The organism is Pseudomonas sp. 18.1.10, assembly GCF_024655625.1.
In the GTDB taxonomy this organism is placed as follows: Bacteria; Pseudomonadota; Gammaproteobacteria; order Pseudomonadales; family Pseudomonadaceae; genus Aquipseudomonas.
Window position 1 is genome coordinate 15,685 of sequence record NZ_JANLGL010000024.1, and the last position, 20,170, is coordinate 35,854.

The 20,170-nt window shown below is 58.9% G+C and carries 23 protein-coding genes; 12 read left to right on the top strand and 11 right to left on the bottom strand.

All coding sequences use genetic code 11. The features are described 5' to 3' along the window. The first annotated feature begins 72 nt into the window (after nt 1-72). Nucleotides 73-954: an EamA family transporter RarD gene (gene rarD / locus NUV89_RS06670; protein ID WP_257780708.1), complete on the top strand. Its 882-nt coding sequence runs from the start codon at nt 73-75 to the stop codon at nt 952-954. 39 nt (nt 955-993) lie between these two features. Here the strand turns inward: rarD and NUV89_RS06675 are convergent, their stop codons facing one another. The 3 genes from NUV89_RS06675 to NUV89_RS06685 form a co-directional block, all read right to left on the bottom strand. Continuing rightward, complete coding sequence (locus NUV89_RS06675; RefSeq protein ID WP_257780709.1) at nt 994-2,199, bottom strand: dermonecrotic toxin domain-containing protein; 1,206 nt, start codon at nt 2,197-2,199, stop codon at nt 994-996. Between the two features lie 145 nt (nt 2,200-2,344). Further along, nucleotides 2,345-3,421 (bottom strand): 4-hydroxyphenylpyruvate dioxygenase, encoded by a 1,077-nt coding sequence (gene hppD, locus NUV89_RS06680; RefSeq protein ID WP_257780710.1) that lies wholly within the window; start codon nt 3,419-3,421, stop codon nt 2,345-2,347. 245 nt (nt 3,422-3,666) lie between these two features. Next, nucleotides 3,667-4,590 carry a DMT family transporter gene (locus NUV89_RS06685; RefSeq protein WP_257780711.1) on the bottom strand — a complete coding sequence of 308 codons (924 nt, stop codon included), beginning with the start codon at nt 4,588-4,590 and terminating at the stop codon, nt 3,667-3,669. 77 nt (nt 4,591-4,667) lie between these two features. Between NUV89_RS06685 and NUV89_RS06690 the strand changes: the two genes are divergently transcribed. From NUV89_RS06690 to NUV89_RS06700, 3 genes are all read left to right on the top strand, one after another. After that, entirely contained in the window at nt 4,668-5,546 is an 879-nt protein-coding gene (locus NUV89_RS06690; RefSeq protein WP_257780712.1) for a LysR family transcriptional regulator, read from the top strand. 154 nt (nt 5,547-5,700) lie between these two features. Next, nucleotides 5,701-7,242 carry an EAL domain-containing protein gene (locus tag NUV89_RS06695; protein WP_257780713.1) on the top strand — a complete coding sequence of 514 codons (1,542 nt, stop codon included), beginning with the start codon at nt 5,701-5,703 and terminating at the stop codon, nt 7,240-7,242. A 197-nt stretch (nt 7,243-7,439) separates the two neighbouring features. Beyond that, the gene (locus tag NUV89_RS06700; protein ID WP_257780714.1) at nt 7,440-7,805 is read left to right on the top strand and encodes a histone-like nucleoid-structuring protein, MvaT/MvaU family; all 366 of its coding nucleotides are present in this window, start codon (nt 7,440-7,442) and stop codon (nt 7,803-7,805) included. 109 nt (nt 7,806-7,914) lie between these two features. Here NUV89_RS06700 and NUV89_RS06705 read toward each other — a convergent pair whose 3' ends face one another. Next, complete coding sequence (locus tag NUV89_RS06705; protein WP_257780733.1) at nt 7,915-8,451, bottom strand: DUF4946 domain-containing protein; 537 nt, start codon at nt 8,449-8,451, stop codon at nt 7,915-7,917. Nucleotides 8,452-8,629: 178 nt separating this feature from the next. Between NUV89_RS06705 and gloA the strand changes: the two genes are divergently transcribed. After that, the gene (gloA, locus tag NUV89_RS06710; protein ID WP_257780715.1) at nt 8,630-9,151 is read left to right on the top strand and encodes a lactoylglutathione lyase; all 522 of its coding nucleotides are present in this window, start codon (nt 8,630-8,632) and stop codon (nt 9,149-9,151) included. 115 nt (nt 9,152-9,266) lie between these two features. Here gloA and ahpF read toward each other — a convergent pair whose 3' ends face one another. From ahpF to NUV89_RS06725, 3 genes are all read right to left on the bottom strand, one after another. After that, nucleotides 9,267-10,823 carry an alkyl hydroperoxide reductase subunit F gene (gene ahpF, locus NUV89_RS06715; protein WP_257780716.1) on the bottom strand — a complete coding sequence of 519 codons (1,557 nt, stop codon included), beginning with the start codon at nt 10,821-10,823 and terminating at the stop codon, nt 9,267-9,269. A 122-nt stretch (nt 10,824-10,945) separates the two neighbouring features. After that, nucleotides 10,946-11,509 (bottom strand): alkyl hydroperoxide reductase subunit C, encoded by a 564-nt coding sequence (ahpC, locus tag NUV89_RS06720; RefSeq protein WP_010210361.1) that lies wholly within the window; start codon nt 11,507-11,509, stop codon nt 10,946-10,948. Nucleotides 11,510-11,641: 132 nt separating this feature from the next. Then, nucleotides 11,642-12,574, bottom strand: a complete 933-nt coding sequence (locus NUV89_RS06725) for a site-specific integrase (RefSeq protein ID WP_257780717.1) — start codon at nt 12,572-12,574, stop codon at nt 11,642-11,644. A gap of 170 nt (nt 12,575-12,744) precedes the next feature. Between NUV89_RS06725 and NUV89_RS06730 the strand changes: the two genes are divergently transcribed. After that, nucleotides 12,745-13,752, top strand: a complete 1,008-nt coding sequence (locus NUV89_RS06730; RefSeq protein WP_257780718.1) for a DNA-binding protein — start codon at nt 12,745-12,747, stop codon at nt 13,750-13,752. Here NUV89_RS06730 and gorA read toward each other — a convergent pair whose 3' ends face one another. Then, nucleotides 13,753-15,111, bottom strand: a complete 1,359-nt coding sequence (gene gorA, locus NUV89_RS06735; RefSeq protein ID WP_257780719.1) for a glutathione-disulfide reductase — start codon at nt 15,109-15,111, stop codon at nt 13,753-13,755. Between the two features lie 106 nt (nt 15,112-15,217). Then, a complete protein-coding gene (galU, locus tag NUV89_RS06740) occupies nt 15,218-16,057 on the bottom strand; it encodes a UTP--glucose-1-phosphate uridylyltransferase GalU (RefSeq protein WP_003212579.1) in 840 nt (279 codons plus the stop codon). Nucleotides 16,058-16,367: 310 nt separating this feature from the next. On the opposite strand from galU, the gene NUV89_RS06745 reads away from it, so the two are divergent. Both NUV89_RS06745 and NUV89_RS06750 read left to right on the top strand, forming a co-directional pair. Further along, a complete protein-coding gene (locus NUV89_RS06745; RefSeq protein WP_017734216.1) occupies nt 16,368-16,553 on the top strand; it encodes a hypothetical protein in 186 nt (61 codons plus the stop codon). A 143-nt stretch (nt 16,554-16,696) separates the two neighbouring features. Further along, nucleotides 16,697-16,978: a hypothetical protein gene (locus tag NUV89_RS06750; RefSeq protein WP_026136449.1), complete on the top strand. Its 282-nt coding sequence runs from the start codon at nt 16,697-16,699 to the stop codon at nt 16,976-16,978. A gap of 8 nt (nt 16,979-16,986) precedes the next feature. Here NUV89_RS06750 and NUV89_RS06755 read toward each other — a convergent pair whose 3' ends face one another. Both NUV89_RS06755 and NUV89_RS06760 read right to left on the bottom strand, forming a co-directional pair. Next, on the bottom strand, nt 16,987-17,217 hold the full coding sequence (locus NUV89_RS06755) for a hypothetical protein (protein ID WP_257780720.1): 231 nt from the start codon (nt 17,215-17,217) through the stop codon (nt 16,987-16,989). A gap of 21 nt (nt 17,218-17,238) precedes the next feature. Beyond that, entirely contained in the window at nt 17,239-17,589 is a 351-nt protein-coding gene (locus NUV89_RS06760) for a hypothetical protein (protein WP_124524694.1), read from the bottom strand. Between the two features lie 211 nt (nt 17,590-17,800). Here NUV89_RS06760 and NUV89_RS06765 point away from each other — a divergent pair, with 211 nt between their 5' ends. The 4 genes from NUV89_RS06765 to ada all read left to right on the top strand — a co-directional run bounded on the left by NUV89_RS06765 (nt 17,801) and on the right by ada (nt 20,080). After that, nucleotides 17,801-18,103 carry a DUF1883 domain-containing protein gene (locus NUV89_RS06765; protein ID WP_003173824.1) on the top strand — a complete coding sequence of 101 codons (303 nt, stop codon included), beginning with the start codon at nt 17,801-17,803 and terminating at the stop codon, nt 18,101-18,103. 26 nt (nt 18,104-18,129) lie between these two features. Beyond that, nucleotides 18,130-18,294, top strand: a complete 165-nt coding sequence (locus NUV89_RS06770) for a hypothetical protein (RefSeq protein WP_017734220.1) — start codon at nt 18,130-18,132, stop codon at nt 18,292-18,294. A 4-nt stretch (nt 18,295-18,298) separates the two neighbouring features. Further along, a complete protein-coding gene (alkB, locus tag NUV89_RS06775) occupies nt 18,299-18,958 on the top strand; it encodes a DNA oxidative demethylase AlkB (protein ID WP_257780721.1) in 660 nt (219 codons plus the stop codon). Nucleotides 18,959-19,033: 75 nt separating this feature from the next. Continuing rightward, on the top strand, nt 19,034-20,080 hold the full coding sequence (ada, locus tag NUV89_RS06780) for a bifunctional DNA-binding transcriptional regulator/O6-methylguanine-DNA methyltransferase Ada (protein WP_257780722.1): 1,047 nt from the start codon (nt 19,034-19,036) through the stop codon (nt 20,078-20,080). Nucleotides 20,081-20,170 lie beyond the last annotated feature (90 nt).

The following is a 20,170-nucleotide window of genomic DNA, read 5'->3' on the forward strand; positions in this document are numbered from 1 at the left end:
GCGCAACCCTCTCACGCCAAAAGCTCCATAATCCCCACCTCTCTTGTATCAATCGGCTTTCGCGAGGACTGCGTGTCTAAAGGTGTGGTGTTATCGGTTTTGGCCTCGGTGTTGTTTGCCGTGATGTATTACTTCACGTCACTGCTCACGCCCTTGAGCGGCCTGGAGATTTTCGGCTGGCGCATGCTGCTGACCGTGCCGTGCATGACGGTGTTCATGGTTGTCAGCGGCGAATGGCGACGGGTGTGGGAACTGCTGCGGGTGCTGGCGGCCAAGCCGAAGTTGATCGCGGGCGTGTTGGTTTCTTCGGCCCTGCTGGGGGTGCAGTTGTGGTTGTTCATGTGGGCACCGCTCAATGGTCGCAGCCTGGATGTGTCGGTGGGTTACTTCCTGTTGCCGCTGACCATGGTGCTGACCGGGCGCCTGGTCTGGGGTGAGCGACTGTCGCGGCTGCAACAGCTGGCGGTGTTTTTTGCCGGCCTTGGGGTGCTGAACGAGTTGTATCAGGCCGGTGGTTTTTCCTGGGCAACGCTGGTGGTCATCATCGGTTACCCGGTGTATTTCGTGGTGCGCAAATACCTCAAGACCGACCACCTGGGCGGGCTCTGGCTGGACATGGCGCTGATGTTGCCGGTGGCGTGGTGGTTTGTGCAAAGCGGCGAGCAGGGGTTTGCCGTGCTGGATGCGCAGCCCAAGCTGTACGCGTTGATTCCGACGCTGGGGGTTATCAGTGCGTCGGCGCTGGTGAGCTACATCATTGCCAGTCGGTTGCTGGCGTTCAGCTTGTTCGGCTTGCTCAGTTATGTCGAACCGGTGCTGTTGCTGGGGGTGGCACTGTTGTTGGGTGAAGGGATCAAAGCTGGCGAGTGGCTGACCTATATCCCGATCTGGCTGGCGGTGATGGTGTTGGTGTATGAGGGTTTCAAGCATCTGGTGCGTCAGCGCAGGACTTGATGGGCGTTGAAACGGGGTGTCCGTACCCCTTTTAAAGGTTTACGCAGTCACTTTGGTATCGGTGTCAGGGGCAGGTGGGCCATATTTTTCCAGGACGTCTGCGAATGTGTCCAGATTGTCCCTGACAGTACCGTACCGGGGGATCCGGCTTTGGATTTCACCGCCGACCTCTTCAAGCCACTTGTCCATCGCGTCCTTGCTTACGCCAAAAAGCTTGCCCAGTCGGTTGTCATGGTTCAATTGCAGTAACGTGCCTTTGACCGGATTCTTGACGATTTCTTCAATGGAGTGGGCAATGTCTGAAGGCACGCCGAACACTTTCAATGCGGTTGCCAGCCCTTCCCCGGGGTTTCGTAGCTGCCTGATGAACTCGTGAAACATCCCCGCCAGATTATTGGCCCCAACATTGTCCATAGATTGTCCGTGGATCCGGCGGGCCCACTGTTTCAGGGTCATCGGCACGAGTGGAGCATCACTGTTGTTCAGCCCGTTTCGTACAAAATAAAACCTGTTTTTGCCGCTGCTTCCCTGCAGGTTTCCGTACGGGTCGTACTTGTAGGCCACTTCCGTCCCATCCTTCAAATACCCTTTGTAGGTTGGTTGCCCCCTATCGTCGAACGCCTTGAAAGAGGTGTTGCGCAACCCCCTGACGGGCACAGGCGGCTCGGTAATGTCTTTATTCAAGCGGGTGAAAATGTCGCCTTTTTCATAACCGTAGCTTCCGACCACAGCGTTGATATCGTTATCTGCAAACCGAGTCAGCGTTTCCTTGAGCCTGGGTCTGCTCTGCGGCGCGAAATGGGCTGCAAACTTCTCCTGCTTCTCGGGATCATCGGCTTGTTTCTTGACCCAGGCGGTCATCTCTTCACGCGTGTTGAATTCGTGAAAGGATGGCCCTGGTTCCTCGGGTACATACAATAAGAAGTTCGTTTCTTCGGCGCTGGGTGGTACGCGCTTGATTACCGCGATGTCTTTGGCCTGCAAACCGTCCACCGCAAAAGTCGAAACCTGCATGCCAGGCGTGCCTTGAGCGCTGCGCGTCAATGACGCATCGGCCAGTTCTCGCCCTTTGGCACTCAATGTGCCATCCCGAAATTCCGATTGAATAGTGTTCATGAATGTTTTGCGCGCGTTGTTGGCGGCCTGCCAACCCTCGGAAAACACGATATTGCTCTTTGGGCGGATCGGCGCACTGTGTACTTGCGGGCCAAACGAAGAGGTGGGTACAGCGGTGATTGTGTTCATAGCGAAGATCTCTTGTCAGCGGGGCAGGTTGATTCCTGCTGCCCTGCCATCTTTGTGATCCGCAATCTCGCCACCGTTCCATCCCAGAAAGTAGAAAGCCCGGTAGAGGGTGTCCTCTACCGGGCTTATTCATCGTTGAAACGCGTCAGTCAGCCGTCAACACACCACGACGCACCTGGTCACGCTCGATGGACTCGAACAGCGCCTTGAAATTACCCTCGCCAAACCCATCGTCGCCCTTGCGCTGGATGAATTCGAAGAACACCGGGCCCATCAGGGTTTCCGAGAAGATCTGCAACAGCAGGCGCTTGTCACCTTCGATGGACGAACCGTCCAGCAAAATGCCGCGTGCCTGCAGCTGGTCAACCGGCTCGCCATGGTTTGGCAGGCGGCCTTCGAGCATTTCGTAGTAGGTGTCTGGCGGCGCGGTCATGAAGCGCATGCCGATTTTCTTCAGCGCGTCCCAGGTCTTGACCAGGTCTTCGGTGAGGAACGCAACGTGCTGGATGCCCTCGCCGTTGAACTGCATCAGGAACTCTTCGATCTGCCCGGCGCCCTTGGAGGACTCTTCGTTGAGCGGGATGCGGATCATGCCGTCCGGCGCGCTCATGGCCTTGGAGGTCAGGCCGGTGTATTCGCCCTTGATGTCGAAGTAGCGCGCTTCGCGGAAGTTGAACAGTTTTTCGTAGAAGTTGGCCCAGTAGGCCATGCGCCCGCGATAGACGTTGTGGGTCAGGTGATCGATGACCTTGAGGCCGGCGCCTTGCGGGTTGCGGTCCACGCCTTCGATGAACACGAAGTCGATGTCGTAGATCGAGCTGCCTTCGCCGAAACGGTCGATCAGGTACAGCGGCGCGCCGCCGATGCCCTTGATGGCGGGCAGGTTCAGCTCCATCGGCCCGGTTTCGATGTGGATCGGCTGGGCGCCCAGTTCAAGCGCACGGTTGTAGGCTTGCTGCGAGTCCTTGACGCGGAACGCCATGCCGCACACCGACGGGCCGTGTTCAGCGGCAAAGTAGGAGGCGATGCTGTTGGGCTCGTTGTTGAGGATCAGGTTGATCTCGCCCTGGCGGTACAGGTGGACATTCTTGGAGCGGTGGGTCGCGACCTTGGTGAAACCCATGATCTCGAAGATCGGCTCAAGCGTGCCCGGCGTTGGCGACGCGAACTCGATGAATTCAAAGCCCATCAGGCCCATTGGGTTTTCGTATAGATCTGCCATGGTGGCACCTCATCATTCTTGTAATAAACACAGGGTTAATTGCGAGCAAGGATGAGGTCGGAAGGTGGCGCACAGGAAAGGCCTCGCACGCTGCGGGCGAGGAAGTCACCAAAGATGAGGGGGGAGCCCAGTAGCTTCATGGTTGCATCAGTCTCTGACGGCCGAGGCTTGCGTGAGCGCAAGTCCATATTCTTGTATGCGTAAATCGATTCTACACAGCGTAACCGTATTTGTCCGTACTCTTATCAAATCCCCATCGCCCTGGCCTGCGCAAGGGGTTTATTGCACAGGTAGATGCCGAGCAGGATCACCGCACCGCCGCCGAGCATCGGCCAGGTCAACGGCTCACCCAGCAGCAATGCACCGCAGACCACTGCGGTCAGCGGGTTCAGGGCGATAAACACGCCGGCGCGGGTGGCACCGATGCGACGCAGCCCATCGTAATAACCGATATACGCCAGGGCCGAGCCCAGCACCCCGAGGTACAGCAGGCTGAACACCTGGGGCGAATGAATCGCACTGAGCCCCTCCACAGTCAGGCGCCCCGTCGCCAGCGTGGTGACCACCAGCATCGCCGTGCCCAGCAGAATTGACCAGGTCACGGTCTGCAACGGCCCCAGGCTGTGGTTCAGCCCCCGCGAAAACAGCGAGTACACGCCCCACCCCACCACGCAGCCAAAAATCAACAGGTCACCCTGCCAGGCCTGCGCGCCACCTTGCAGCAGCAGCGGGTTGCGGCTGACGATCACAGTCGCGGCGCCCCCCAGGCACAGGGTAATGCCGAGCCACTTGGCCCTGCTGAAACGCTCTTTGAACAACAGCCAGGATGCCAGCCCGATCACGGCGGGGTTCAACGCGACAATCAGCGACGCCCGCGACGCATTGATGGACTGCAAGCCATAGAAAAAACACAGGTTGTAGACATAGATCCCGCAGAAGCCCAGCAACGCCAACCGCAACAGTTGCGCCGGGCTCGGGCACACCAGTGGGATGCGCGCAAACGCCATGAACAACAACAGCGCCAGGCTCGCCGCGACAAAGCGCAGGCTCGCCGCCAGCAGCGGATCGACACTCGCCGCCAGGTAACGACCGGCGACAAAAGTGCCGCCCCAGATCATCGTCACGGCCGCGAGCTTGCAGTAGGTGCGGTGGTCTGCGGACAACTTCATCAATAAATGCTCGGGTGGTGAAAGGACTGGCGTATTCTTCGGCTAATACCCGATCATCGTAAAATGAGTAATTGCTCATGACCCTGACCCAACTTGAAATCTTCTCCCTGGTGGCCGAGCTGCAAGGTTTTACCAGTGCGGCCCACCGCCTGGGTATCGGCCAATCGGCGGTATCCCACGCCATCAAGGCGCTGGAACAGGAATGGGGGGTGGAATTGTTCCGGCGTCACCAGTCCCAGGTCGAACTCAGTGACATCGGCCAGCAACTGTTGCTGCGCGCCCGGGCGATACTCGGCCTGGCCAACACCCTGCAACAGGAGGCCGCCGATGCCCGCGGGATGAAACGCGGCACGTTGCGCATCGGCTCGTTCGGGCCCACCTCGTCCAATCGGTTGCTGCCGCCTGTCCTGGAGCGCTTTCGCCTGGCCTATCCAGGGATCGAGGTGCATATCGATGAGGGCCCGGATCGCCAGGTGATGCAATGGCTGGACGAACGGCGCATCGACGTCGGGTTTGTGGTGCTGGAGCAGGAACGTTTCGACACGTTTGCGTTGTTCGAGGATCAGTTGGTGGCGCTGCTGCCTGCCGATCATGCGCTGGCCGCTCGCCCGGCCATCGCCCTGGAGGCGTTGTGCGACGACCCTTTTATCCTGACCGAGGCCGGCTCGGCGGAACTGGTGGCTCGGGTGTTCAACAACGCACGGCAGGTACCGAAAGTGCGCTTTCGCTGCGCTCAGTTGTTAAGCACCCTTGAAGCGGTGAGCCGGGGCGACGGTGTGAGTCTGGTGGCTGAAGGTTCGTTGCCTGCAGTGGCGGACCCACGCTACGTGTCCCGCCCTCTCGCCCCGGCAATCGCCCGCCCCATCGGGCTAGCGGTATTGGACCGACGCCAGTCATCACCCGCGACCCTGGCGTTTATCCAACTGGCGCAGCGTGTGCATGGCCGCTGCTTGTAATGAAACACTCAGCTCGATGTTTGGTAACTATTCTGACGGCGCCCACTGACCGAACGGCTAGGTAGGGCAAGCTAATTCCGGCCCGGCCAACTATCATCGAATAGAACTGAATTGCCCTCTGGCGTTTTTTCATACTGCAACAGGCCGTACCCCCATGCCCCTGACTCTCAACGGCCCGCGAAACCGCGCCAGTCGCTACCTGATTACATCCCTCAGCGCCGTGTTGCCGATCGCACTGGGCGTGGTGATCCTGTACTGGCAAGCCGAACGCAGCCTCGAACAAAGCACCACGCGAACCGCCCAGGAAGCCGTGCGCCAATTCGACCTGATGCTCGACAACACTGCCCTCGCCGCCCAGGCCCTGCTGCCACTGGCGGGCCAGCCGTGTGACAGTGCCGCACAACTGGCGCTGCGCGAGCAGGTCACACGCCGGCCATTTGTGCGCGCAACGACCTTGTCCTGGCAGAAGAACATCTATTGCAGCTCACTGTTTGGTGATACTTACGCGTCGAAGGTCAACCCGGACGACTACGTGGATGGCCGCCTGTGGCTGATGAATGGCAACCCGGTGACGCCCGATACCGCCTTGCTGGTTTATCGGCTGGTCGAGGGCGATCAAGCGGCGTTTGCCTCGATTGACGGCTACCACTTGACCAACGCCCTGCGCCTGATAAGCCGCTACGCGCAGTTGGTCTTGCAAGTCGGCCCGCACTGGCTGGGGGCCGACGGCAAGGTGCGCGACACCGCCGTGCCGCAGTTTGCCGTGGCCCATCAGCACTTGGCGTCGACGCGCTATGACTACAGCGTGGAAGCCGGTATGCCGGCAGGCGAAGTGTGGCGATATATGGAAGCCCGATACCCGGGTTTTTTCAGCCTGTTGGTGTTCTTCGGCATACTGGCCGGCCTCCTCGCGCATTGGCTGCAAAAGCGTTCTTCGGCACCTACCCACGAACTACAACGGGCATTGGCCGCGAACGAGTTCATTCCCTATTTCCAACCGGTCGTGCGTGGCGACACCCGCGAATGGGCCGGCTGTGAAGTCTTGATGCGCTGGCAACACCCGAAGGAAGGCCTGGTACGCCCGGACCTGTTTATTCCTTTGGCCGAGCATTCCGGCCTGATCGTGCCCATGACCCGCTCGTTGCTGCGCCAGACCGCTGCGCAACTCGCGCCCCATGCCGGGCGCTTCTGCCCGGGGTTCCACATCGGCGTGAACATCACCGCGCGCCATTGCCAGGACTTGGACCTGGTGCAAGATTGCCGTGAGTTTCTTGCCGCCTTCGCGCCTGGCCAGGTCACGTTGGTGCTGGAGTTGACCGAGCGCGAATTGATTACGCCGACCGATACCACCCGCCGCTTGTTCGATGCCCTGCACCAGTTGGGGGTGATGATCGCCATTGATGACTTCGGCACCGGCCATTCAAGCTTGGGTTACTTGCGCAACTTCAATGTCGATTACTTGAAAATCGATCAAAGCTTTGTCGCCATGATCGGTGTTGATGCACTCTCGCGGCATATTCTGGACAGCATCATAGAATTGTCCGGCAAGCTCGACCTGGGCATAGTCGCAGAAGGCGTGGAAACAGTGGAGCAATGCGAGTACCTGGCAGCACAAGGCGTGGATTTCCTACAGGGCTATCTGTTCGGCCGGCCGTTACCCTGCAATGAGTTCACTGCATCCCTGGCGAGCCATTGAATAGCCACGGACTAACATCATGAAATAGTCTTATTTAGACAAAGACGTTATTTACTCCCAGCGGATTAACTACTACAATTTTTTCTGCCGGTGCAAAACACGCAGAAAGGTCTCTTTTTTTGAGCCCCCTTAAAGCTTTTGGCTTATAGCTTTGCCTGCAGTTGATATCAGCCAACTACATAATTGGAGTACAGATTTTGTCCAGACTCGCCGAATTTCGTGCAGCAGAAAAAGCCCTTCAAGAGCAGCTGGCCCAGCTGGAAACCTTGAAGAATGATGCCGGCCTGAAGAAAGAAATCGAATTTGAAGAAAAGCTTCAAGCGCTGATGAAGACCTACGGCAAAAGCCTGCGTGACATCATCTCCATCCTTGATCCCAACCCAGGCAAGGCCGGTGCAGCTGTTGCCGCCGCCCCCAAACAGCGCCGCGCCCGTGTGGTCAAGGTTTACCACAACCCGCACACCGGTGAACTGATCGAGACCAAGGGTGGCAACCACCGCGGCCTTAAAGCCTGGAAAGAACAGTATGGCGCCGCCACTGTAGATTCCTGGCTGCGCGGCTAATCAGACCGCAGTAACAAAGAGCCCCGCACACGCGGGGCTTTTTTTTGCAGGTTCGATAACGAACTTAACTAACATTTCACTTTGTTCAAAATCGACCAATGCAACGCCTTCAAAGTTTCAGGCTGTCGCGCACCGAAGTGACTTCCTCCTTGCTGGTCTCATAGGCTTGCGCCTGCCCGGCATAAGAAAAAACATACGCCTTATCGATATCAACTGCGCCAACCAATGTTTGCGAGAGCACATGCCGCCCGTTCTCGGTAATCACGCAAGTAGTTTCCAGCGCATCAAGACGGCTCAATGTGGTTGCATGCATTTTGCTACACACACTTTGATAGCCCCCCTGGGCAAATTCTTTCTGGATGGATTTGCGCATCTCCAGCAACACACCCTGAAGATTAACTTTGTGCCCGGCCTCGATCGGTGTAGCGGTCAACTCCATGACCATCAAGGTCGTGCCATTTTCATCGTTCTTGATCGCGCGCTGGCGTGATACCACGGCGGGCTTTGGCGGTGACTCGCCGTCAGGCACCACTTCCTCAACCTGCCAGCCACTGGGCCAATGAATTTCCGGATCGGCCGCCAGCACCCACGGACTTGCCAGCAGCACACACACAGCGCTCAACAACGGTTTACGAAATTCGATCATTGCGAAAAACACCCAAGGCTCAAGCGCCAAAGTTTGAGCCCCGCCCCCCATGGGCCGCAAGGCCGGCGTGACCTTTTTCATTTGGCGCGCTGGCCAGGCCTTGCGTATCATGGGCCGGCTGCACGGATGCTTGCCGCAAGCCAAGGGACCGCTTTGCCCCATTTTTTCTGGAGGGCCCATGAGCCTGCACGAACTGAACACTTTCCCGGGCGTCACCGCCCAACCGGACACCGCCACCTCGAACTTCGTGTTCAACCACACCATGTTGCGGGTCAAGGACATCACCAAGTCGCTGGATTTCTACACCCGCGTCCTGGGTTTTTCCCTGGTTGAGAAACGCGATTTCCCGGACGCGCAATTCAGCCTGTACTTCCTGGCGCTGGTGGACAAGTCCCAGATCCCGGTCGATGCCGCCGAACGCACGCAGTGGATGAAGTCGATCCCCGGCATCCTGGAGTTGACCCACAACCACGGCACCGAAAACGACGCCGACTTTGCCTATCACAACGGCAACACTGACCCGCGTGGTTTTGGCCATATCTGCATTTCCGTGCCAGACATCGTGGCCGCCTGCGAGCGTTTCGAAGCCCTGGGCTGTGATTTCCAGAAACGCCTGAGCGATGGCCGCATGAAGAGCCTGGCCTTCATCAAGGACCCGGATGCGTACTGGGTCGAGATTATCCAGCCAGCGCCCATGTAAGTAGGTGGCGTGACGCGGAGCGTCACTGGATGCGTTCCCACGCAGCGCGTGGGAACGAGAAGGAACGAAAAAACCCCATGATCGCTCATGGGGTTTTTCATTTCAGCCGGGCAACTTACGACGTGCGGATCAAGTGGTCGAAAGCACTCAGGGAAGCCTTGGCGCCCTCGCCTACCGCGATCACGATCTGCTTGTACGGCACCGTGGTGACGTCACCGGCGGCGAACACGCCGGGCAGTGATGTCTCGCCACGGGCATCGACAATGATCTCGCCGCGAGGCGACAGTTCGACCGTGCCTTTGAGCCAGTCAGTGTTTGGCAACAGGCCGATCTGCACGAAGATGCCTTCCAGATCGACAGTCTTGAACTCGCCGCTGTCACGGTCCTTGTACGCCAGGCCAGTGACTTTTTGACCATCACCTTTGACTTCGCTGGTCAGCGCACTGGTAATCACATCTACGTTCGGCAGGCTGAACAGCTTGCGCTGCAACACCGCATCGGCGCGCAGCTTGCTGTCAAACTCCAGCAAGGTGACATGGCTGACAATCCCGGCCAGGTCGATGGCTGCTTCAACGCCGGAGTTACCGCCGCCGATCACCGCCACGCGCTTGCCTTTGAACAATGGGCCGTCGCAGTGCGGGCAGAAGCACACGCCCTTGGCCTTGTATTCCTGCTCGCCCGGCACGCCCATTTCACGCCAGCGCGCACCGGTGGCCAGGATCACGGTCTTGGACTTGAGGGTCGCACCGCTTTCGAAGCGAATTTCATGCAGCTCGCCTGGGTTCTTGGCCGGCACCAGGGCACTGGCGCGCTGCAGGTTCATGATGTCCACGTCGTATTGACGCACATGGGCCTCAAGGGCGCTGGCCAGTTTCGGCCCTTCGGTTTCCTGCACCGAGATGAAGTTCTCGATGGACATGGTGTCCAGCACCTGCCCGCCAAAACGCTCGGCGGCGACGCCGGTACGGATACCTTTACGTGCGGCGTAGATAGCGGCTGCCGAGCCGGCCGGGCCACCACCGACGACAAGCACATCAAACGCGTCTTTGGCGCTGATTTTTTCAGCGGCTTTTTCGAGGCCGCTGGTGTCGAGCTTGGCGAGGATTTCTTCCAGGCCCATGCGGCCCTGGCCGAAGTTCACACCGTTGAGGTAGACACTGGGCACGGCCATGACCTGGCGCTCATCCACTTCCGCCTGGAACAGCGCGCCGTCGATGGCGACGTGGCGGATATTCGGGTTGAGCACCGCCATCAGGTTCAGCGCCTGGACCACGTCCGGGCAGTTCTGGCAAGACAGCGAGAAGTACGTCTCGAAGCTGAACTCGCCTTTCAGGGCGCGGATCTGTTCAATCACTTCGACACTGGCCTTCGACGGGTGGCCACCGACTTGCAGCAGGGCCAACACCAGCGAAGTGAATTCATGGCCCATCGGGATGCCGGCAAAACGCAGGCTGATCTCGGCACCCGGGCGGTTGATGGAGAACGATGGCTTACGCGCATCATTGCCATCGGTTTTCAGGGTAATCAGCGTGGTGAGGCTGATAACGTCCTGCAATAGGGCAAGCATTTCCTGGGATTTCGCACCGTCGTCGAGGGAGGCGACGATCTCGATCGGCTGGGTGACCCGTTCCAGGTATGACTTCAACTGAGCTTTAAGATTGGCGTCCAACATACGGGCGATTCCTTTTAATTCGGTATAAAAAAACGCCCGAGCGAATCTCGCCCGGGCGTTTTTGAGGGCGGTTGCAGCTTACTTAAGGTGCGGTGTATTCCGCCCTGAGGTGCTTCACAGACTTAGATCTTGCCAACCAGGTCCAGGGATGGAGCCAGGGTAGCCTCGCCTTCTTTCCACTTGGCTGGGCACACTTCGCCTGGGTGGGCAGCAACGTACTGGGCAGCCTTGATCTTGCGCAGCAGCTCGGAAGCGTCACGGCCAACACCACCGTCGTTCAGCTCAACGATCTTGATCTGACCTTCTGGGTTAATCACGAAAGTACCGCGGTCTGCCAGGCCAGCTTCTTCGATCAGTACGTCGAAGTTGCGGGAGATGGTCAGGGTTGGGTCGCCGATCATGGTGTACTGGATTTTGCCGATGGCTGGCGAAGTGTTGTGCCAGGCCGCGTGGGCAAAGTGGGTGTCGGTGGAAACGCTGTAGATCTCGACGCCCAGTTTCTGGAATTCGGCGTAGTTGTCAGCCAGGTCTTCCAGCTCGGTTGGGCAAACGAAGGTGAAGTCGGCTGGGTAGAAGAACACCACGGACCACTTGCCTTTCAGGTCGGCGTCAGACACATCTACGAAGTTGCCGTTTTTGTATGCGGTAGCTTTGAACGGTTTTACTTGGCTGTTGATGATAGGCATCGTTGACTCTCCGTCAGGGTTAAGAAGTTGATGAAGTGAATCCTACGCACTCTCTGCACCGATGGCTCATTGGCAAACCTGATGCTCGCGATTGGCTTTCTCTATCAGCAGACCGTATTAATAGAAGAAATCTTAAAGCAGCGGTTGCGTCGCCAATGTCATGCCGAGAAAAGGCGTCGCTTCAACATAGCGCATGGCGGATTTCATGTCGCTCCAGCCGACGTAACTCATCAGCGACTTGATATCCCAGCCGCTGCGGTGGGCCCAGGTCGCGAAGCCCCGGCGCAACGAGTGGCTGGTGTAGAGCTCGGCGGCAATACCGGCGCGCTCCAGCGCCTGGCGCAACAGCGGGATCACGCTGTTGGGGTGCAACCCCTCCTCCCCCAGGTTGCCCCAGCGATCAATCCCCCGAAACACCGGGCCGCGCACCAGCGCCGAGGCGCTGAGCCATTCGCTATAGGCCTGTACCGGACACAGGCGCAGCAGCGCCGGGGTTTGGTAGGTCTTGCCGAGATTGTCACGGTCGCTTTTGCTGCGCGGCAGATACAGGCTGATGCCGGCGCCGGGCGTGGCCTGCACATGTTCGATCTGCAGGCGGCACAACTCGTCGCTACGAAAACCGCGCCAGAAGCCCAGCAAGATCAACGCCGTGTCGCGCTTTGCCCGCAGCAAGCGTGGCTGGTCGTGAGCCTGGGCAGCCTCCTGCGCCTCTGTCGCCAGCGAAGCCACTACCTGCTCCAAGTGCTTGAGCTGCAATGGCTCGGCCTGTTTCTCCTGCGCCGGGTGCACGGCACGTATCCCTTTGAGCACCTTGCGCACCACCGGCGCCTTCGTCGGGTCGGGAAAGCCTTGGCTGGTGTGCCATTGCGCCAACGCCGAGAGCCGCAGCTTCAAGGTATTGACGGCCAGCACGCCCGCATGGGCCACCAGGTAACGCGCCACGCTGTCGCTGGTAGCCGGCAGGAACCCGCCCCAGTTCACTTCGAAGTGTTCGATGGCCGCGCGGTAGCTGCGCCGCGTGTTATCGCGGGTGGCGGCATTGAGATAACGGTCCAGATCGCTCATGGGAGGCCTATTCGTACTGCTAGCGGGTGTTCACACGGTTAAAACGTCTATCACACGGGATAATACGCCAATATCCCATCTGTTAAATCATGAATTTAAACGAGTTTTTATTCGTGATAGAGTATGTATCTACATACTATGTACCACAGTACTAAATCGACGGAGACCCCATGGCGCGCGGCGGCATAAACAAAGCAGTAGTTCAAACGGCACGCCTGGCGATCCTCGCTCGCGGCGAGAACCCGAGCATTGATGCTGTACGCATCGAAATGGGCAACACCGGCTCAAAGACTACGATTCACCGCTATTTGAAGGAGTTGGACGACAGTGAGTCGCGCCTCACCATCACCCAGGCGCCGCTCGACGATGAGCTGGGTGAATTGGTAGCGCGGCTGGCACAACGCCTGAAAGAGAAAGCCCAGGAGCCCATCGACCAAGCCCTCGCGCAATTCGAGCAACAGAAAACCGCCCTGCTCGCCCAGGTGGAGACCCTGGAAGCCGCCCACGGCCAGCTCAAGCAACAATTTGATATCCAGGCCGCCGCCCTGGCCGAAGAAAGCGCCGCCTTGCAAACCGCCAGCACTAGCCTGCAGACCGAGCAAACCCGTAACGCCGGCCTCAGCCAGGCCTGCGGTGATTACGAGCTGCGCCTCAATGACAAGGACGAACAGATCCGCTCGCTGGAAGAAAAGCACCTGCACGCCCGCGACGCTCTGGAGCACTACCGCAATGCCATCAAGGAACAGCGTGAGCAGGAGCAACGTCGCCATGAAGGCCAGTTGCAACAGGTCCAGGCCGAGCTACGCCAGGCGCAGCAGAGCGCCATGGTGCGCCAGGATGAAATCACTCAGCTGCACCGTGATAACGAGCGGCTGTTGATCGAGCACCGGGTCACCACCAAGGAGTTGGCGACCGCGCAGGAGCAGGCCCGCAAGGACCAGGCCCAGCAGCTCACGTTGAACGAACAGATGAACCGGATAGACGGCGAACGCAGCCTGCTTCAGGAGCGCTTGCGCGTGGCCGTGCTGGAGTGCCAGTCCCGCCAGGAGGCGCTGACCGAACACCTGCAGGTGAACAAGACGCTGGAACTGGACCTGATTAAGGCCCAGGCCAGCATCGAGGCACTGCGCCTGGCCGCCGTCGTTGCAACGGCACCAGAGGCAACGCCAGACGCCTGATTAGTCCGCCACAGGCGTGCGCATGGTGACGAATTCTTCCGCCGCCGTAGGATGCACGCCGATGGTTTCATCGAAATGCCGCTTGGTCGCGCCCGCCTTGAGCGCGATCGCCAGGCCCTGGACGATTTCTCCGGCATCCGGGCCGACCATGTGGCAACCCAACACCTTGTCGGTGTCGGCATCCACCACCAGCTTCATCAGGGTTTTTTCCTGGCACTCGGTCAGGGTCAACTTCATCGGCCGGAAACGGCTTTCGAAGATCTGCACGGTGTGCCCCTTCTCCTTCGCCTCTTCTTCCGTCAGCCCTACAGTGCCGATATTCGGCAGGCTGAACACCGCCGTCGGAATCATCGCGTAATCCACCGGGCGATATTGCTCAGGCTTGAACAGGCGGCGCGCCACCGCCATGCCTTCGGCCAGGGCCACAGGCGTCAGCTGTACGCGACCGATCACATCACCAATGGCGAGGATCGACGACTCGGCTGTCTGGTACAGGTCGTCCACTTCGACAAAACCACGTTTGTCGAGTTTGACCCCGGTGTTTTCCAGGCCCAGGTTGTCTAGCATCGGGCGCCGGCCAGTGGCGTAGAACACACAATCTGCCTCCAGCACGCGACCGTCCTTCAAGGTCGCTTTCAGGCTGCCATCCGCCTGCTTGTCGATGCGTTCGATATCGGCATTGAACTGCAAGTCCAGACCGCGCTTGGTCAGTTCTTCCTTGAGATGGGTGCGCACGGCACCATCGAAGCCGCGCAGGAACAGGTCGCCGCGATATAGCAGTGAAGTCTTCGCACCCAGCCCATGGAAAATTCCTGCGAACTCAACGGCAATGTAGCCACCGCCTACTACCAGCACGCGCTTGGGCAGCTCCTTGAGGAAAAACGCCTCATTGGAGCCAATCGCATACTCGCGCCCCGGAATTTCCGGGATCTGCGGCCAGCCGCCCGTGGCGATGAGGATGTGTTTGGCGCTAAAGCGCTCGCCATTGATTTCCACCTGGTGCGCATCAACCAGGCGTGCGTGCCCTTCGTGCAGGGTCACGCCGCTGTTGACCAACAGGTTGCGATAAATGCCGTTGAGGCGATTGATCTCACGGTCCTTGTTGGCGATCAGGGTCGCCCAATCAAAGTTTGCCTCGCCCAGCGACCAGCCAAAACCACTGGCCTGTTCGAAGTCTTCGGCAAAGTGCGCGCCGTACACCAAGAGCTTTTTCGGCACGCAGCCCACGTTGACGCAGGTGCCGCCCAGGTAGCGGCTTTCGGCCACGGCCACCTTGGCACCAAACCCTGCAGCAAAACGTGCTGCGCGAACACCGCCAGAACCGGCGCCAATTACATACAAGTCAAAATCGTAGGCCATTTCACTCTCCTCGGCAGGACATCAGCATACCGACTTACAGGGTACTGAAAAACGAAAAAGCCACCCGAAGGTGGCTTTCGCTTAAAACCGGTCTGGCTACCGTGAATCAGTAAGCCTTGCCAGTCTTGTAGAAGTGCTCGTAGCAGAAGTTGGTTGCTTCGATGTAGCCTTCAGCGCCACCGCAGTCGAAACGACGGCCTTTGAACTTGTAGGCAATCACGCAACCGTCTTTGGCTTGCTTGAGCAAGGCGTCGGTGATCTGGATTTCGCCGCCCTTGCCTGGCTCGGTTTCTTCGATCAACTTGAAGATATCCGGGGTCAGGATGTAACGACCGATGATCGCCAGGTTCGACGGAGCATCTTCCGGCGCTGGTTTTTCCACCATGTCGCGCACGCGGATCAAGCCATCACCAATGTCGTCGCCGGCGATGACGCCGTACTTGTTGGTTTCTTGAGGATCAACCTCTTGCACCGCAACGATGGTGCAACGGTATTTCTGGTACAGCTTGACCATCTGGGTCAGCACGCCGTCACCTTCCAGGTTGACGCACAGGTCGTCCGCCAGGACCACGGCGAACGGTTCGTCACCGATCAACGGGCGGCCGGTCAGGATCGCGTGGCCAAGGCCTTTCATCTGGGTTTGACGGGTGTAGGAGAACGAGCACTCGTCCAGCAGCTTGCGGATACCAACCAGGTATTTTTCCTTGTCGGTGCCCTTGATCTGGTTTTCCAGCTCGTAGCTGATGTCGAAGTGGTCTTCCAGCGCGCGTTTGCCGCGGCCGGTCACGATGGAGATTTCGTTCAGGCCGGCATCCAGTGCCTCTTCGACGCCGTACTGAATCAGTGGCTTGTTCACCACCGGCAGCATCTCTTTAGGCATGGCTTTGGTCGCTGGCAGGAAGCGAGTGCCGTAACCGGCTGCTGGGAACAAGCATTTCTTGATCATATAAGTCCTTACAAAGGGCTGTGCGTACGGAATTCGGCGCAGTCTAATCAGGCCGCAGTCACCTTACAATGGGTCCTGCTGGCGTTGCGATGTCAACATAGAGAAAAAATGTCGGTGTAAGTTCCACTTATCTTACAGAGAGCGTCGCCACCGACAGGGCAAAAAATGCCCGCCCCTCGCTGTTTTAAAGGGCTGCAACCTTTTTAGCACGCTTTTCGCGGTTGTACATTGGATTGGAATAACTTGCGCGGGGCCGCGACATTTGGCGCTATCATTGCACCCTTGAACCCGACCACGAGATGCTCAATAGATGTCAGAACCAAAAGGCGTAAACGGCTACCTCATCACCAAGCGTGCGGACGGTTGGCACCTGATCAACTTCCACGGCGACAGCGTTGCCGGGGCTTTTGCGACCGAAAGCCAAGCGGCGGCGGTCGCTGAAGTGTTTGTGGATGAAGCCGGCCACGCATCGAGCAAGCGCCCCAAAGGCAAGTAAACCTCGGCGCCTTGCGCAAAAGCCCCGGTCAACGGGGCTTTTTTGTGTTTGCCTGTACCTTGGTGGCAGTTCGCTATAGTCTTGCGCAGACGCTCAATTGGCGTATCGGCGCGCCCTTCAACACCCTCGACGACGACCTACCCATGAACAAAATTCTCGCACTGACTGCGGTACTGGCGCTTGCCGGGTGCACCACCACTTCTGACGTTTATCTGAAAAACGGCGAGCAAGGCCTGACCGTCGATTGCTCGGGCGAGGCCAACTCGTGGGCCAGCTGCTACGAAAAAGCCGATGCATCCTGTGCGGGTACCGGTTATCGCATCGTCGGCACCGAGGGCACACCGGCCCTGAGCGAGGGCGACAAGACCCTGGGCAAGGACGTCGGCAATTACAAAAGCCGCAGTGTCGTGGTGGTGTGCAAGTAACCCCCGGGTTACAGGTGGACCTCAGCGAACTTGATTCCCAGCCCGCGCAGGGTCTCGGTCAGCGCATCAAGGCTGGCGAAGGATTCGACCTCATCCTGGTCGTCCACTAGAAAAAAACTGCGACCGCCGCTTTTCTTGAAAAACACGATCCATTCGCCGAGGTCGGCGGGATTCTGGATCACATGGGTAGCCGAAATCTGGCCCTCGGCGTGGCGCATTTTGACGTGTTCACGTTTCATATCTGATATTCCGCAACGGCATCAGCCGGAAATGCAATCTTCCCCAGCCTTTTTCACATCACCCGGACGGATCGGCACATTGGACATGCTCTCATAGAGCTTGATGCTGCTGCCGCTGGAGCGGTCTTCAATCTCGAAAATGGCCGAGGGGTCCGCGGAAAACTTCTGCGGGACAATAACCTGCACACCGTCTTTATGTGGCTCGATTTGCGGCGGGCGGCGCGTAGACGACAGCTTACGCACGACACAGGCAGCATATTCCTGCGGCTTCTTGCCGGAAATGACGGCCAACGTGGGAGGGGTCTGCTTGATATCGGCAACCGAGGCACACCCACCTAGCGCCACGGCCAGAACCAACACACTCCACTTCATACAAAACCTCCGATAAAGATCCTACGACAGCCGGGATGGCAAATTTCTCCCGTCAACGTAGGATTTATCCCTGATAACTCGGTAAATAACTGTTTTAAATTGTCGATGTCATCGACAACGGCACGATAATAAAAGCGCTGGGGCTGATAAACTCCATCTTAACCTACGTATCGTTCTGATTTTTCAGAAAAAGCCCTTCTGGAGACACCCCATGAAATTCATCCACCAGCGCGAGCACCTCAACGAGGGGGACATTGTCGTCATCGAATGCTCGCAGACTTGTAATATTCGTCTGATGAGCGATGCGAACTTTCGCAGCTTCAAAAATGGCGGCCGCCACACCTACCACGGTGGCGCATTCGACAAGTTTCCCGCCAAGATCACCGCGCCAAGCACCGGCTTCTGGAACATTACCCTGGATGTGGTCACCCGCCGCGCGATCAGCGTGACGCGTAAACCCGCGCTGTCCCACAAGATTCGTATCGTTCGTCGCACCAGCACCAAGCTGAGCTGATTCGGACTCGCCACAGGAAATAAGCAGTGACTACCACCAAATACGTGATCAAGTACAAACTCAACGGCGAACGCCGCTTCGAGTTCGCCCAACTGCACAGCAACAGCGTGGAAGAAGCCAAGCAAGCCCTGGCCAAAATCCATGATGCCAGTGATGAAATCACCGACATCACTGTGAGCAAGGCCCTGTAAACCGATGCCCACCGCCGACCTGTTCGCCGATGACGCCCTGCAACAACCCGCAGGGCGTGAACAAATCGGCGATGAGTCCTACGTGCTAAGGGGGTATGCCCTGCCTTGGATCGAACGCCTTCTACCATCGCTGCGCCAAGTGCTGGCGCAATCACCGTTTCGGCAGATGGTCACCCCAGGCGGTTTTACCATGTCGGCGGCGTTGAGCAGCTGCGGCGAGCTAGGCTGGACCACCGACGCCCACGGCTACCGCTACTCCCCGCTGGACCCGCGCAGCCAACTGCCTTGGCCGACCATGCCCGACGCATTGCGCCAATTGGCCGTGCAGGCGGCGGCAGACGCCGGTTTCATCGGGTTCGCCCCCGACGCCTGCCTGATAAACCGCTACGTGCCCGGCGCAAAAATGTCCCTGCATCAGGACAAGAACGAGCGCCACTACCACGCACCGGTGGTGTCGGTGTCCCTCGGCTTGCCGGCGATTTTTCTGTTTGGTGGCCACGCGCGTGGTGATCGCGCGCAAAAGATTTCACTGTTCCATGGCGACGTCGTGGTCTGGGGCGGCGTCGACCGCCTGCGCTTTCACGGCGTGATGCCGGTCAAGGAAGGCCGGCACCCGGTCATGGGCCCGCAACGCATCAACCTGACGTTTCGCACCGCCGGCTGATTTGACCGCAAGCTTCGGAGTGCCAGGCCGATGCCACAGGGTTAATCTGCGCAACACCCGTCAAGAGTGCCGCCCATGAAAACCGAGCAAGATCCGCGCTGGGCCGCCATCGTCGCCCGCGACCCCAAGGCCGATGAGTTATTCGTCTATGGCGTAAAAACCACCGGCGTGTATTGTCGCCCCAGCAGCGCCTCACGGTTGCCACGCCCGGAAAATATCCAGTTCTTCGACACGCCGGCACAAGCCGAGGCTGCCGGTTACCGTGCGAGCAAACGTGCGAGCGGCGACCAGAGCCAATTGGCCGCCCATCATGGGCACCTGGTCGCCGAGGCGTGCCGCCACATCGAACAGGCCGACACCCCACCCAGCCTCAACACGCTCGCCCTGCGTGCGGGGCTCAGCCCTTTCCACTTTCACCGGGTGTTCAAAGCCGTCACCGGACTGACCCCCAAGGGCTACGCCAGCGCCCAGCGCACGCGCAAAGTGCGTGAGGGGCTCAAGGGCCGGCAGTCGGTGACCGACGCGCTGTATGACGCAGGCTTCAACTCCAACAGCCGCTTTTATGAGGCGGCCGATCAGTTGCTTGGCATGAAACCCAGTGACTACAAGGCGGGCGGCACCAACAGCGAGATCCTGTTTGCGGTTGGCCAATGCTCGCTGGGGGCGATTCTGGTGGCGCAAAGCCGCCGTGGCGTGTGCGCCATTCTGCTGGGGGACGACCCGGACGCCTTGGTGCGCGACCTACAGGATCAGTTTCCCAAGGCTGACCTGGTGGGCGCAGACCGTCACTTCGAACAAACGGTTGCGCAAGTCGTGGGTTTTATCGAGGCGCCCGCCCTCGGCCTGGACCTGCCACTGGACCTGCGTGGCACCGCCTTTCAACAACGGGTATGGCAAGCCCTGCGCGATATCCCATTGGGCAGCACCGCCAGTTATGCGCAGATCGCCGAGCGTATCGGCGCACCCAAGTCATTCCGCGCAGTGGCCCAGGCGTGTGGGGCCAACTGCCTGGCAGTGGCGATCCCTTGCCACCGCGTGGTGCGCAGCAATGGCGAGCTGTCGGGCTACCGTTGGGGGGTGGAGCGCAAGCGGCGCTTGCTGGCACGCGAAAGTGACAGCTGACCGGCACGAAAAAGCGCCCGCGTCCAGTGAATAAAACAGAGTGGCCGGCGGCCAGGGGCCCTGCTAAAACAGCGAAAAATCTTACTAACG